Here is a 12,943-nt window from a genome sequence, read left to right on the forward strand (position 1 = left end):
TAATCAATGAAAATTGAGTAAGCATTGATTTACATATATAAGGAATATCAACCGTGCTGAAAAAACGATTTTTCAAGACTAAGGATGAAGTTGAAGTAACGTTCGAGTGGCCAAAATCTGCAGAGCAATCTATTGCTATTGCTGGTGATTTTACTGATTGGCAACCTGTTGCCATGAAATACAGCAAAGCAAAGAAGGCGTTCAACTTTAAAACTCGTTTTCCAAAAAATGAACAATTCCAATTTCGCTACTTGATTGACGGTGAAATTTGGGAAAACGACCCTAAAGCTGATGCTTACGTACCCAACGACTGTGGTACAGATAACAGCATGCTCTCTACTGCTGAAGCATAACTGTTGTTGCTAACCAAATACTATAAAGGCTTAGTCTGCGACTAAGCCTTTTGTTTTATTGCGTTCAAATTAACAATGAAAATAAAAACCCCTGATACCTGCCAATATTATTGCTCTACAAAAGGATTACTGTATTTTTCATCGCTCAGCATGCTTTGATCGGTCAGCGTATCTAAAAACGCGATTAAAGCTAACTTCTCTTCATCCGTAAAATCAAATCGAATAGGCTCATCATCACTGCCTAACAATGGGCTCAATAAATTCTCATGCTTTTGAATACCGGTACTGTAGTGTTCAATCACTTCATCTAAATCTGCAAACCGACCATCATGCATATAGGGCGCTCTCACCGAAATATTACGCAAAGATGGGACTTTAAATTTACCTTCATCCTTTCTTAGTAAAGTCGTTTCAGCAACACCCAGATCATCCGTTGATACAAGATCAAGCCCATTATTTGTGGCAATGGTGGTCGCTAACTCCTCATTTTCAAGCGGAACAACACCGACAAAGGCTTCGGATATATGACATCCTGCGCAATTGACCATGTCGCCATTTCGAGTTTCTTGCGGTAAGAAAAATAACGCTTTGCCCAGATTTTCCTGCTCAGTAAATTGAGGGAAATCTCTTATTGGTGAGCTTACATCTTGCCTAGCAATATCATACTTTGCCGTGGTACTGACCATGCTCCTAATAAACTGAGCTAATGCTCGTGAGATTCTGTCACTTGAAATGGTCGGATCGCCAAAGGCATCTTCAAATAATGCAGGATAATAATCCTGATTTCCGACAATCTCTTCTAACTCCGCTAACACCAGCCCCATTTCTACAGGATCTTGAAAAGGCATCAACGCTTGTTCTTCTAATGAATCCGCCCTTTCATCCCAAAAAAACTTTCCTGAATAGTAAAATGTGGCATTGGTTAATCCCATAGAGTGTCTTCTGGTTTCACCGCCAGCAAAACCCACACTTAATACTTTAGGATCGGAGAAACCATTTTCTTGAATATGGCATGAAGCGCACGAAACGGTTCCATTCGCCGACAGTTTTATGTCGTAAAACAACACTCTGCCTAACGTTGCTCCCGCATCCGTAGTTAAGTTGTGATCGGGCTGATTATCCATATCGATAGCCGCGCGCTGAAACTGAAAGCCCGCTGGAAAATCGTTCACCAAATAATGTTCGGGAAGCTCGATATTGGAGTAATTAAAATGAGTTTCAGGCAAGTTAAGTGCTGATGATGGGCTAGTTTCAGGAGTAGTTTCAGGGCTTGTAGGGACTTCAGGATCGGCAGCTTCTCCGCTACTACCGCTGTCACTTCCACCGTCACTATTACACGCCGTTAAGCATAGGGCTGCTAGTAAGATAACTAACGTATTTTTAGTACTTATTGTTGGCATAATTAGCAATAACTTTAATCCATTAATTCATATGCCAGTTTAGCATACCCAGATGAAAACCTTCGATGATGATAAACCTGATTAAAATCCAGCTTGTTTATGTGTTGGCTTATATCTTTGTTTACAAATAGGTACTGTAGAAAAAATAGCAAGTAATAGACACGCTGATCACCACCACAATATTTTTAACCCATATCTGCGGTAAACGCCTCGATACATGCGCCGCATAATATCCTCCCACCAAGGTACCGACTAACACCACCATAGTGGCCGGCCAATCAATCGCGCCTTGTAGCATAAAAATGACAATCGCAGTTAAAGAAACACCACAAGAGATCAACAGCTTAACCCCATTCATGGTGTTAATGTCTCGATAACCCGCAATCACCAAAAAACTCAGAGAAATAATGCCTAGTCCAGCATTAAAAAATCCGCCATAGGTAGCAATAATCAATAGCCCACACCAAATCGAAACTTGTCCTATTTTAGAGGCGTGTTTATATCTAGCGGCTAACGTCTGCAAAAATCGATTAAATTGAGGACCAACAATAAACAGCACAGTGGCGAACAATAATAGCCAAGGGATCACTTTTAAAAAGGTGTGCTCTTCGACACGCATCAGCGACCACGCCCCTAACCCTCCACCAATAATACTGAGCAGTACGATCTTAGGTAAATTGGCGCGATCTTTTTTAATGTCTTCTTTAAAAGCATAAGCGCCGCTCAAATATCCCGCTGTCGACGCCAAAGTGTTACTGGCGTTTGCCATGATCGGCGGCACACCACTGAGCATTAACGCAGGAAAAGTGACAAAACTGCCTCCACCGGCAATGGAGTTCATCACGCCGCCCACAACACCTGCCATAAACAGCAAAACAAATTCCAAAATTCCCACTTAAATGCCTTTTTATAAAATGATATCTGATAACACTATAGTGCTATCAATGCTGAGTGCGTCATATAGCAATGTATACAACGATAAAAATGGAGTATAGAAAGGCGGTTAATACGCAGTCAGTCCACAAAGTAAAGTGTACTCATAAGCTCAGCGACTGCGCGTGGTTATTTGTAATAAAAAGTATTCAGTTATCTTTAATTCTCAAGCTAAAGGGATAATGAACGCTAGCATCGTACCCACTTTTTCTTTGCATTTTTACAACGCTTGATTTTTTGTGCTGCAGTAAGAGTTGTGATTGCTTTGCCAAAATCGGATTTCGATAGCCCTAAGTGCTTCTGAAAATTAGGATCTAAACTGCGGGGAGAGGTTAACGCTTTCAGCATCTTATCTTCTGGTGATTGAACTTTAGGCAAGTTTGGCTTAACAAGCGGAACCACCGTTTGCTCTTTGGTTCTAATACTCTGACATGCTGAACCTAGCTGCTCACACTGAAATTCAAACGCAGATATTAAGCTTTCGTCATTGCTGTATAACTCAAAATGAGTTGATCCCAATTGTCGCTTATCTAAAGCTGACAACACCCTCGACAGATAAGCAACAATATAAAAATCCGCTTGATTTGACCCATTAGGATAATCATCTAAAAACAAATACAGCGACTTTTCACACACCAATTTAACTGAGTGAGATTTAGAAAAAACAAACACCTTATCTACTACAGAAGCCGTAAGTTTTTCCAATGCTTTTAATCCAACATTTTCAGCATCAACAAAGATCATTTTCATAGTTAATCAAGCTCCATTTGTTTAACAACAAGTAACAATGGCGTGGTTTACGAACAAATTTAATGACGTTTCACCATTTTACAGAAGTAGATATCAGCGAGAAGCAAGCAGATCACAAGTATATGATTTGTAACAATACAGCGGATGTTGTAGGCGCTTCTATCCAATACACTCAGCAAGAAATATTATGTCTAGAAATGGGGCCTAAACATGGGGCCTCACAAGCGCTGTGCCAGAGTTTTGTTTTACTGTCATCGAGATATGGTGCTTTGTTGTCACAAACATTTTAAATATTATTGAGCGATCGTTCAATTTTCTACTATAGTTATTTGGTTTAACAACTCACAACAAGGAAAAGTTATGAATCAAAATCCCGAATCTCAATCAACAGCAACTAGAACGATTCCTCAAGAAGCATTTGATTGGTATGACGAATATGCACACGGCCTAATTGATCGCAGAGAATTTATGGCTCGCCTATCTGGACTGGCCGTACTTGGCTTAACCATGACAACATTAACTTCTGCGCTGATTCCTAACTACGCCAAAGCAGAACAAGTCTCTTTTAATGACCCTTCCATTAAAGCCACCTACGAGAAGTTCCCATCCCCTAAAGGTCATGGAGAAGGCCAAGGTTACTTAGTCGTGCCAAAAGAGATCGATGGCAAGTTACCAGTTGTATTGGTTATCCATGAAAATAGAGGCCTAAATCCATACATCAAAGACGTTGCAAGACGACTCGCGGCCGCAGGTTTTATTGCATTTGCACCCGATGCGCTTTATTCCCTTGGCGGGTATCCGGGCAATGATGATGAAGGCCGAGTGATGCAAAAATCTCAATCAAAAGAGCGAATTGAAGAAGACTTTATCGCCGCTGCCAACTTTTTGAAAACTCATGACAAAAGCAGCGGAAAACTAGGCGCAGTCGGATTCTGCTTTGGCGGCTATATCGTCAATATGTTAGCTGCCGTAATGCCAGATGAGCTAGATGCAGGCGTCCCTTTTTACGGCACACCCGCCGCACCTGATTTAAGAAAGAATGTAAAAGGCCCCCTGCTCATCCAATTTGCCGGCATCGACAAACGTGTAAATGCAACGTGGCCCGACTATGAAGCCGAACTCAAAAAGATTAACGCAGAATACACCGCCTACATATACGATGGCGTAAACCACGGCTTCCACAACGACTCAACAGGCCGATATGCTAAAGAAGAAGCGGAATTAGCTTGGTCTCGCACGCTTGAGTTCTTTACTAAGCAGCTTTCTTAGGGATAATTGTGCCTAGATAGGTTGGACTCAGAGACGTGTTGGTGCGAATTTGCGTAACACGTCTTTGCTTTTTCTTGATGGACTAATGCACGAAATACATCAAGGATACACTCACCATCAATTTTTTGGTGAGTGTATATCAATTGCGTTGTTAGAGGTTTACATGACATCTAATTGGATATTCTCAATCCATTCATTTTGATTGCGAGTCACAAACTCCCAGTCGATATCTTGTACATCGAACATTGTCGCATAAGTCTTTATAGTTTCATTTGATAACTCAATCGCAGCGGGGTGTGCTGGTGTTTGATTAAATTTATTTGCGTATGCTGCCATAAAATCTGCAGAGCCAAACCAATCCACGAATGTTTGAGCTGTCTCAAGGTTTGACGTTCCTTTAATTATCCCTATACCTTCAGCAACAACAGGCGTCCCTTCGGTTGGGTTCACATAAGCCATGTTAATACCATTCGCACTCGCATTATTGAGAATACCACCAAACCAATTAACAACGATTGGTGTATCACCTGAAGCAACCTTGCGCCAATACTCCGTGCCTTCAGCCAACGCACCAGCATTATCATACATATCACGCATATGGTCCCAAGCATCATCGTTAAGCTGCTCGCCATTACGGAATTGGTAAAGTACCCCAGAAAGGTACGTACGGGTCGTTTGTGAAGTCAATCCACCAATCACGAATTTTTCAGCATAGCTTTCCTTTACCAAATCTAGCCATGAGCTAGGCGCCTCATCTGCTGATATAACATCGGCGTTATAAGCAATGACAATCGGTGTTTGCCAGAACATATGGAAATTCGCATCTTTATCTTTATAGGCAGCAGGTAAACCTACAGCCCATGAAGGTGTATATTCTTGTAGAAGGCCATTAGCTTTAAGGCTATACATACCAGTTTGCACTAAACCAAGAACAACATCAGCCTGGCGATTGTTACGCTCTGCGATTAATCTGTCATGCAATTCACCACCACCACCACCGAGAAATCGAACATCGATACCAGTCGCTTTCTTGGCTTGCGCAGCAATAAAGTCACCACGCTCCCCCTCAGCCTGTGGTGAATAGATAACAAGCGATTGTGCGAAGACTGGTAGCGAACACAATACTGCTAGTGCGCTAATAGTAACTTGATTTTTTATTTTCATATGTAGTCTCTTAGATGCTTAGGATTGTGTTTTTTGAACACTAAGAAGACTAACGATTGAAAGTGACACTAAAATTACATTGTGTAATTTATTTGATTTAACCCAAAAATATAACTCTCAATCCCATTACTTATAAAAGAATGGTTTTGTACAAAAAGCACTAAAAACTGAAAATACAGTAATTTACAAATAGAATACAAAATGAAATTTTTAAATAAAAACATGCTTTATCTGTGTTAGATTTCTATCAATATATGTTACTTACTTTAAGAGACACATGCTTAGTCAAAACGAAAAAGAACTTTTTAACTTAATCGCAGAGTATGAAAGTGTTTCTCGAGTTACACTTGCCCAAAAGTCAGGCCTGACAGGTGCTTCAGTCACTCGAATTACGAAAGGATTAATGGAAAAGTCGCTCATTGAAGAATGCGGTAAGGTATACGGCTCACGCGGACAACCTAGCATCCTACTCAAACTAAAAACTGATGGTCGGCACTCATTTGGAATCAACTTTTCCAAACGAGCAATTAACCTTAACCTTATTAATCTTGGGGGGGAAACAGTATGCAGTTTACACGAAGAACTTAGTCAAGCATCTGTAGACGAGATTGGTCAGCAAGCTGCTAGGTTATCGGCAGACATATTAGCCAAACATCCTCATATCAAAAAAAACGACATTATAGGCTATGGGATCTCATTACCAGGCAATTTCTCGCCCGCCCCCAGAAAGTTATTACAACATGCCCTTTTCCCAGCACTCGCTAATTGCGATATTGATTCCGCTTTTGATGAATACCTTGAATATCCTTACTGGACTGAAAACGATGCAACCGCTGCGGCGATTGCTGTCAAACAAGCCCACCCTGACTGGCATAACTTTTGCTTCGTGCACTTGGGTTATGGCCTCGGTGGTGGTTTATATATTAATGGTAAGCCCTATGTAGGTGCTCATGGTAATGCTGGTGCATTCGGTGTGTTTTTTCCTTATGACAGAGCACGTCCGTCGATTTCAGATTTGATAAAGTACTTAGCTGATAATAATATATATATCCATGATTTAAGTGATCTTAATCAGCTAGATATTACATCACTTACTGTACAACTATGGTTGGAAAGAGCCGCCCAACAACTCGCAACAGCATTTCTTAATATTGCTCGTTGCTTTGATCCTCCGCGCATTGTCCTTGGCGGTCAGCTACCAGATACTCTTATCGTCCTACTTGCAGAGCGTATACAAAAAATCCTTCCTCACATGTGTCAAACAGTTGCGCATGCATTTTCTGGAGCACTCCCAGATATTGAAACAGCTAGTAATCAATCAGGTGAAAGAGGTAGTGCCTGGATTCCAATGAGTAAGATATTCTTTTCAAGTTAATAACTTAATCCAATACCACACGTTCATCTTTTCAGATAAATAATAGCAATGACAAATAAATTACTTATGGTAATTTATTTGTCATCTTTGTTCGTTACACTTACTCGCTATCACTAATAGGCTATTAATCTACTGCATAGGCAGAGTAACCATCATGATCAAACTTGAAAATATCGTCGTTAAATATGGTGATAAAACGGTTATTGACAACCTAAATCTATCAATTCAATCCAATTCTTTCTTTACCCTACTAGGCGCATCTGGCTGTGGAAAATCAACACTACTCAAGCTAATCGCAGGCTTTATTAAGCCTGTCCAAGGGAGAATATTGATTAATGGTAAGGACGTCACCAACCTATCTGTTGAAGATCGTGATATTGGGATCGTATTCCAAAATTATGCGCTCTTCCCTCATCTGACGGTATTTGAAAATGTGGCTTTTGGATTGAAAGTAAAACGTATGAGTAAAATTAATATTCAAGAGCAAGCCAATAAAATACTGAAAATGGTCGGTATTAAAGAATACGCGCAGAAAAAACCTACCGAACTATCGGGTGGTCAACAACAACGTGTTGCTATCGCACGCTCTCTTATTCTAAATCCTTCTATTTTATTAATGGATGAACCGCTATCAAATCTTGACGCAAAGCTTCGTATTACGATGCGTAATGAAATAAAGCGTCTACAAAAGGAATTTGGCTTTACTACTATCTTTGTGACTCACGATCAAGAAGAAGCTATGTCGATGTCTGACAATATCGCTGTTCTTCATAAAGGAGCAGTAGAGCAAGTCGGCACACCTAGTGCGATTTATGAAACACCGAAAACGCCTTATGTCTGTGATTTTATCGGTGAATCTCATCCAATCAACGGCGAATTACAAACCTTGATTTCTACTGAACTTGGAGACAACTGTTTTATTCGCCCTGAAAGAATTATTATCTCAAGCAATCAGCCTACGCATTCTGATTTCTGTGTGATGGCCACCATCTTCGATATTGTTTATAAAGGATTAACAACAAGCTGCCAGGTAAAAGTTGGTAGTAATACAGAGCTTTCGGTTATTGCTCCAAGTTATCAACTCCCCAATATTTCAATCGGGCAAGAGATCTATATCGGTTTCAACAAGACTGATGTCATTAAAACTGAGGTTTCTAAATGACGGCAGTAATAATGAAGACAATACTAACAAAGTTTCCAGCCAATAAAGGAAGACAATTATCCAACTTTATTTTCTGGGGGATCCTCAGCGTCACAATTGCGTGGGTAACATATGTTTTATTTCTCTACCCTATCTGGGAAATAGTTAAAATCTCGTTTATTAAAAACGGTGAATTCTCTCTTTCTTCTGTAGAGAGAGCCTTTGGCTCTCGTCGTGTTATAGAGAGCATCAGTAATACGTTGAGAATGTCTCTCTATACCGTCATTACCGTAAATATAATCGGTATCTTTCAAGTTGCTGTTATCGATTATTTTAAAGTACGTGGGGCATGGTTACTCAAATTAGCGTTCTTAACCCCGTTGGTTTACTCCTCTGTTGCTTTGGTTACAGGCTATAACTTCATCTATTCCTCAACTGGTGTCATAACCAAAATTTCTGCTTTTATTTTTCCATTTATCGATGTTAATTGGTTTAAAGGTGAATATGCCGTTCTATTCGTTCATACCTTCTCTATGACCACGATGCATATGCTATTTATGCGAGCAGCGATTAAGAAGATCGACTTTTCAATAATTCAAGCGGCACAAAGCTTAGGAATGGGGCCAATATCCACTCTTGTCAAAGTTGTCCTTCCCGTCCTTAAGCCCACCATATTTGCCGTCACACTATTAGTATTACTCGGTGCGATGTCATCATTTGCAGCACCAGTCATCTTAGGAGGACGCGATTTCCATATGATCAACTCAATTATTCTCCTAATGGCACAGATAGGTCGTACTGATATTGCAACGCTATTATCGTTAATACTTGGAATAACCTCCCTCGCTCTATTAATGCTAATGCGCCATTCAGAACAAAAAGGAACTTACTATTCTATATCAAAGACAAGAGAACGACTTCAAAAGGTCACTATCAGTAACAGAGTAGCCAATATCACCATTCATTTAACAGCTTATCTACTGCTTGTGATTTATTTAGCACCAGTATTATTAGTCGTATTGTTTTCCTTTGCACCAAGTGCAAATATTTTAACTGAAACAATCCCTTCGAGTTTTACCTTAGAAAACTACAGAAACGTACTATCAGGTGGTCAAGCATTTGTACCGCTGTGGAATAGCATTAAATTAGGCGTCTACGCCTCAATCGCGGCCATCAGTTTCTCGGTGCTATGTACTTATCTCATGCATAAGCACAACACGTGGTGGTCAAAGGTGCTAGAAATGGTGCTCTACATTCCATGGTTCATGCCTGCAACAATGTTGGCCATGGGACTTATCGTTTCTTACGATAGCCCAAAACTTGCCATGTTTAATCAAGTACTAGTTGGATCTTACTGGATTCTCCCTATTGCGATGGCAGTTAGTATGATTCCCTTCATGGTGCGCATGCTTGGCTCTGCATTTATGTCGATGGATCCCAACCTTGATGATGCAGCTAAGTCATTAGGCGCTTCCACACTCTATACAATTCGACGGGTCACACTACCATTACTTTCTCCCGTGATTATTTTAGTCTCTGCTTTATCCTTTCAAGGCTCACTGAGTGACTACAACTTAGCTGTGATGCTCTACAACGTTGACAATTATCCTTTGGGCATAGCACTCATGCAGGCAGCTTCTGCAATGGGACCCGAGCAAGTCGCAACATCCATGGTTTACATAGTCATACTTATGCTTATCTGCAGCGTTATAACCGGCATCGCTAACTATTACGGCCTCGATAAACATAATTGCTAATAAGCACTGTAATAAATAAGACCAATCACTAAAAAATTAACGTCTTTCTAGACGCTACGAGAAACCTATGAATAACGCAGCACGTTTAAAATCAATTACGGCTATCGCGAATACCCTAGGGGATATCGCACTACAACGTCAAAATCAGCGTCATGAGATGCTGATCTTCAAAAGTGAAAGAGATTTTGCCTCTAATGTCGACCTTGAAATCGAAAGCCTTGCTCGAGAAATGATTGAAGATACCTTTCCTGGTGAGAAAGTCGTTGGTGAAGAAAATGGCGGTGACGCTAGTGGAAGCTATTGGATCATAGACCCAATTGATGGCACTACAAATTATTTACGAGAGCATCCTTACTGGGCAGTTTCAATCGCATGGATTGAAGATGACGTAGCGAATATCGGAGTCATTGCGATGCCTGGATTAAAAGAAACATTAAGTGGAGGAAAGCATTGTGGGGTTTTTCTTAATAACCAATTGGTTGCTACAGAAAAAATTATAGTTCAACCACCCAAGTTGATGGCCATTGGCCGTAATGGAGTTTGGCCAGCAGACAATCGTTTCACGTTAGAAAATAACCTCGAATCTGACGGGTACATGTTAATGACCACGGGGTGCTGTGCAGTTGCTTGTGCATTTACTATTTTAGGTCGCCTTGATGGATATCACGAAAACCATATCAGTTTATGGGACTGTGCGGCAGGCATCGCAATTGGCGAGCAAGCACAACTCAAAATTCAGCTCCAACGTCAACAACTAGAATGCACCGAGTTCTCTATTACTCGCTCCTAAAGCAAAAAACATTATTTATTTGGAACCATATAACATGAAAAAATTACCTCGCTTTGTTGGTCATCGTGGTACCCGAGAGCAACGCCCAGAGAACACTAAAGAAGCGTTTGACTATGTCTATGCGCTAAAACCTGCATTTGAAGCGTTAGGAAGCTCAGTATCATTTGAATTTGATGTTCGTTTAACCAAGGATAACATCCCTGTATTGATTCATGACGAATCACTTTGGCGAACAGCTGGCATCTTAACCTTAGTAAGCGAACTCACCTATCTTGAGATGAAGGCAATCTCGTTCAATGATCATATGAAGTACCACCCAGGAACTTTAATTACACTAGCAGAGATGTTCGATTACTACCCTGATGTAGTGTTTGATGCTGAGATTAAAGAAAAAGGCGAACGTGGTATTCTATTAGCTGACATTTTTATAGCACTAATCAATCAATACGATGCTGCGCATCGTATGATCATGCATATCCCTTGTATCGAAACATCAATGTATGCCCTTGAACATTTTCCTAAGGGGTGTCGTTTTGAATTACCAGGCTCACTCATTGAGGACTTCCAAACAAAGGTATACCACGGAAACCCGACAGCAAAATCTGAAGGCTACCATCAAATGTGCATGGAATTTCGTGGAATGATTAGCAATGAAGTCATCGATTATGTACAGCCTAAATTTGTTGAAAATGCCCGTAATCTAGGATATCCCATTGTCACTTTTTGGGAGAACCGCAGTGTATCTTACGTTGATGAAGATATCCTACACAGAGCAGTTAAATTAGGCGTTGATAGTGTCATCGTCGATGATGTTCTTCAAACGCTTAAAGTCTTTGCAAATATCGTCGCTTCAGATAATGCAACTAACCCCAAGTAAAAAAATGACTTGGCGCTGAATTTCATCTTTATTTTGATTAATGGCCTACAATAAACTGGCTGCATTTTCACAAATTTTGATAACGCAGGTCGCCGTATATTAAAGGTCTCGTTTGGTCTATATACAAAAAGAAGCTATCAACGACCAACGTTAATAACTTCTTAAAAACTAACACTATTGAAGAGCTATTCGAATGTTCCTATTCGGTGCGAAATAAACGCCACATCTATAGAAACATTGTCGAACTTATGATTAATCACACTCAATCAAATCAAACGATTCACTTGGGGTAATAAACTCATCTTGAGCGGCAATGATTTGCAATTCCCATTCGTCAGCTTGTTTGGTCTGTTTAACCACACCATAAACTGCTTCATTACAATGTTTAAACGCGGCTGTTGGGTGCCAGCCTTTGACTAAGCCGGCAGTGAAAACAGAAGAAATCAAATCACCTGCTCCAACCAATGCTCGTTCAAAATCAAGTTGATGGCGCTGCGCTAAATAGCATTGGCCTTCATAGGCTAACATCATGGAAAACTTGTCGTCAGACACACAATAAATGTGCTTAACCAATACTATTTTTGGTCCCATGGTCAGTGCTTTTTGGCACGCTTTGACCGCATCTGACAAGCTATTGATCTCCATGCCAACAAATTGCCCCAATTCAAACTGATTAGGTACGATTATATCGGCCATTGGCATCAAACGAGTTAACAAGTGTTCTGCAACACCTGATGCAACAATACAGCCTTTTTCTGGCGACCCCATCACAGGATCGCAGACGTAAAGTGCATCAGGATTCGCTAGCTTGGTTTGGGTAACAGCATCGGCTACTGCATTGCACTGCTCAGCACTGCCCTGATAGCCAGTCAGCACCGCTTGGCATTTTTCTAACGCTCCAATATTACTCAACCCTTGCACAACATCACTAATGTCATCAGCAGAAAACACACTCCCCTTCCAACCTTGGGGATACTGCGTGTGATTAGAAAATTGAACCGTATGAATCGGCCAAACTTCTAATCCCATTCTCTGCATTGGGAAAACCGCGCTGCTATTGCCAGCGTGACCAAAAGAAACATGAGATTGTATTGAAAGAACGCCTTGCATTGTTGTTACACCTTACTTAAACCG

12 protein-coding genes are annotated in these 12,943 nt (G+C 40.6%); 7 read left to right on the forward strand and 5 right to left on the reverse strand.

The genetic code is table 11. The annotated features are described in order from the left end of the window. Positions 1-53: 53 nt before the first annotated feature. Positions 54-353 carry an isoamylase early set domain-containing protein gene (locus QV280_RS15835; protein WP_261824343.1) on the forward strand — a complete coding sequence of 100 codons (300 nt, stop codon included), beginning with the start codon at positions 54-56 and terminating at the stop codon, positions 351-353. A 107-nt stretch (positions 354-460) separates the two neighbouring features. On the opposite strand, the gene QV280_RS15840 is transcribed toward QV280_RS15835, so the two are convergent. From QV280_RS15840 to QV280_RS15850, 3 genes are all read right to left on the reverse strand, one after another. Next, complete coding sequence (locus QV280_RS15840; protein WP_152820008.1) at positions 461-1,753, reverse strand: cytochrome-c peroxidase; 1,293 nt, start codon at positions 1,751-1,753, stop codon at positions 461-463. A gap of 121 nt (positions 1,754-1,874) precedes the next feature. After that, the gene (locus QV280_RS15845) at positions 1,875-2,618 is read right to left on the reverse strand and encodes a sulfite exporter TauE/SafE family protein (protein WP_152820824.1); all 744 of its coding nucleotides are present in this window, start codon (positions 2,616-2,618) and stop codon (positions 1,875-1,877) included. A 257-nt stretch (positions 2,619-2,875) separates the two neighbouring features. After that, positions 2,876-3,436 (reverse strand): hypothetical protein, encoded by a 561-nt coding sequence (locus QV280_RS15850; RefSeq protein ID WP_152820009.1) that lies wholly within the window; start codon positions 3,434-3,436, stop codon positions 2,876-2,878. A 360-nt stretch (positions 3,437-3,796) separates the two neighbouring features. On the opposite strand from QV280_RS15850, the gene QV280_RS15855 reads away from it, so the two are divergent. Beyond that, positions 3,797-4,705: a dienelactone hydrolase family protein gene (locus QV280_RS15855; RefSeq protein ID WP_152820010.1), complete on the forward strand. Its 909-nt coding sequence runs from the start codon at positions 3,797-3,799 to the stop codon at positions 4,703-4,705. Between the two features lie 159 nt (positions 4,706-4,864). Here QV280_RS15855 and QV280_RS15860 read toward each other — a convergent pair whose 3' ends face one another. After that, positions 4,865-5,869, reverse strand: coding sequence for an extracellular solute-binding protein (locus QV280_RS15860; protein ID WP_152820011.1), 1,005 nt, complete (start codon positions 5,867-5,869; stop codon positions 4,865-4,867). 277 nt (positions 5,870-6,146) lie between these two features. On the opposite strand from QV280_RS15860, the gene QV280_RS15865 reads away from it, so the two are divergent. From QV280_RS15865 to QV280_RS15885, 5 genes are all read left to right on the forward strand, one after another. Beyond that, entirely contained in the window at positions 6,147-7,244 is a 1,098-nt protein-coding gene (locus QV280_RS15865; RefSeq protein WP_152820012.1) for an ROK family protein, read from the forward strand. A 154-nt stretch (positions 7,245-7,398) separates the two neighbouring features. Further along, entirely contained in the window at positions 7,399-8,406 is a 1,008-nt protein-coding gene (locus QV280_RS15870) for an ABC transporter ATP-binding protein (RefSeq protein ID WP_152820013.1), read from the forward strand. Further along, positions 8,403-10,142, forward strand: coding sequence for an ABC transporter permease (locus QV280_RS15875; protein WP_152820014.1), 1,740 nt, complete (start codon positions 8,403-8,405; stop codon positions 10,140-10,142). Before QV280_RS15870 ends, QV280_RS15875 begins: the two co-directional genes overlap by 4 nt. Positions 10,143-10,209: 67 nt before the next feature. Further along, on the forward strand, positions 10,210-10,932 hold the full coding sequence (locus QV280_RS15880) for an inositol monophosphatase family protein (protein WP_152820015.1): 723 nt from the start codon (positions 10,210-10,212) through the stop codon (positions 10,930-10,932). 34 nt (positions 10,933-10,966) lie between these two features. After that, positions 10,967-11,809, forward strand: a complete 843-nt coding sequence (locus tag QV280_RS15885; protein ID WP_152820016.1) for a glycerophosphodiester phosphodiesterase — start codon at positions 10,967-10,969, stop codon at positions 11,807-11,809. A 252-nt stretch (positions 11,810-12,061) separates the two neighbouring features. Here QV280_RS15885 and pdxY read toward each other — a convergent pair whose 3' ends face one another. After that, entirely contained in the window at positions 12,062-12,919 is an 858-nt protein-coding gene (pdxY, locus tag QV280_RS15890; RefSeq protein WP_152820017.1) for a pyridoxal kinase PdxY, read from the reverse strand. Between the last annotated feature and the right edge of the window lie 24 nt (positions 12,920-12,943).

The organism is Vibrio sp. B1Z05, from assembly GCF_052955985.1.

Coding starts and splice junctions, on each gene's coding strand:
- QV280_RS15840 (WP_152820008.1), bottom strand. CDS start 1,753: ATGCCAACAATAAGTACTAAAAATACGTTAGTTATCTTACTAGCAGCC.
- QV280_RS15845 (WP_152820824.1), bottom strand. CDS start 2,618: ATGGCAGGTGTTGTGGGCGGCGTGATGAACTCCATTGCCGGTGGAGGC.
- QV280_RS15850 (WP_152820009.1), bottom strand. CDS start 3,436: ATGAAAATGATCTTTGTTGATGCTGAAAATGTTGGATTAAAAGCATTG.
- QV280_RS15855 (WP_152820010.1), top strand. CDS start 3,797: ATGAATCAAAATCCCGAATCTCAATCAACAGCAACTAGAACGATTCCT.
- QV280_RS15860 (WP_152820011.1), bottom strand. CDS start 5,869: ATGAAAATAAAAAATCAAGTTACTATTAGCGCACTAGCAGTATTGTGT.
- QV280_RS15865 (WP_152820012.1), top strand. CDS start 6,147: ATGCTTAGTCAAAACGAAAAAGAACTTTTTAACTTAATCGCAGAGTAT.
- QV280_RS15870 (WP_152820013.1), top strand. CDS start 7,399: ATGATCAAACTTGAAAATATCGTCGTTAAATATGGTGATAAAACGGTT.
- QV280_RS15875 (WP_152820014.1), top strand. CDS start 8,403: ATGACGGCAGTAATAATGAAGACAATACTAACAAAGTTTCCAGCCAAT.
- QV280_RS15880 (WP_152820015.1), top strand. CDS start 10,210: ATGAATAACGCAGCACGTTTAAAATCAATTACGGCTATCGCGAATACC.
- QV280_RS15885 (WP_152820016.1), top strand. CDS start 10,967: ATGAAAAAATTACCTCGCTTTGTTGGTCATCGTGGTACCCGAGAGCAA.
- pdxY (WP_152820017.1), bottom strand. CDS start 12,919: ATGCAAGGCGTTCTTTCAATACAATCTCATGTTTCTTTTGGTCACGCT.